The sequence below is a fragment of the Caulobacter sp. GW822-FHT07D08 genome, from assembly GCF_058798735.1.
The window spans coordinates 1-665 of sequence record NZ_JBXAKU010000060.1 but is presented as its reverse complement, the minus strand read 5'-3'; the positions used below and the strand labels follow the sequence as shown (position 1 = coordinate 665).

The 665-nt window shown below is 73.2% G+C and carries 1 protein-coding gene; it reads right to left on the bottom strand.

Going from position 1 to position 665, the window contains the following annotated elements; all coding sequences use genetic code 11:
- On the bottom strand, positions 1-665 hold a 665-nt coding region (locus AC1RJ9_RS28380), incomplete at both ends, for an NAD(P)/FAD-dependent oxidoreductase (protein ID WP_492842033.1).

The window sequence follows — 665 nt, the reverse complement described above, 5'->3', positions numbered from 1 at the left end:
AAGCGCTCGTCGATGTCCTTGACCACCGGCCAGTCGGCGAAGTTGTTGTGGCCCGGGGCCTTGGCCAGCAGCACCGTTCGGCGCAGCGGCGCCAGCCCAAGCGGCGCCAGCCCAAGCGGCGCGAGCCCTGCGGCGACCGCGGTCTCATCGGCCCAGGCCCCGGTGGCGTTGACCAGGACAGGCGCGCAGATCTCCGCGCCCTTACCCCGCACGCGCCACCCCGATCCGTCACGTTCCACAGCAGCGCGGCCGGCTCCGGCCACCATTTGGCCGCTGGCCTCGCGAACCTGGCGCAGGAAGGCCGCATGCAATCGCGCCACGTCGAGATCGCCGGTCCCGGCTTCGATCAGCGCCGCGGCGACCGCCTCGGACCGGAGGATCGGCGCTCGCGCCTGGGCCGCCTGGCCGTCGATCCAATCAAGCCGGACCCCGTGACGATCGGCGGCGTGGCGCGCGGCGAGGCGCTCGAGCCCACGGACCTGATCTGGACCGGCCAGGTGCATGACCGGCCGCGCCGCCAGAAGCGGCGGACCAAAGCCCTGAGGCGGTTGGGCGAAGAAGCGCCGGCTGGCCGCCGTCAGCCCGGCGATCGCCTCGCCACCGTAGGAGGGGATAAACATCGCCGCCGAGCGGCCGGTGGTGTGATAGCCCAGCACCGACTCGCG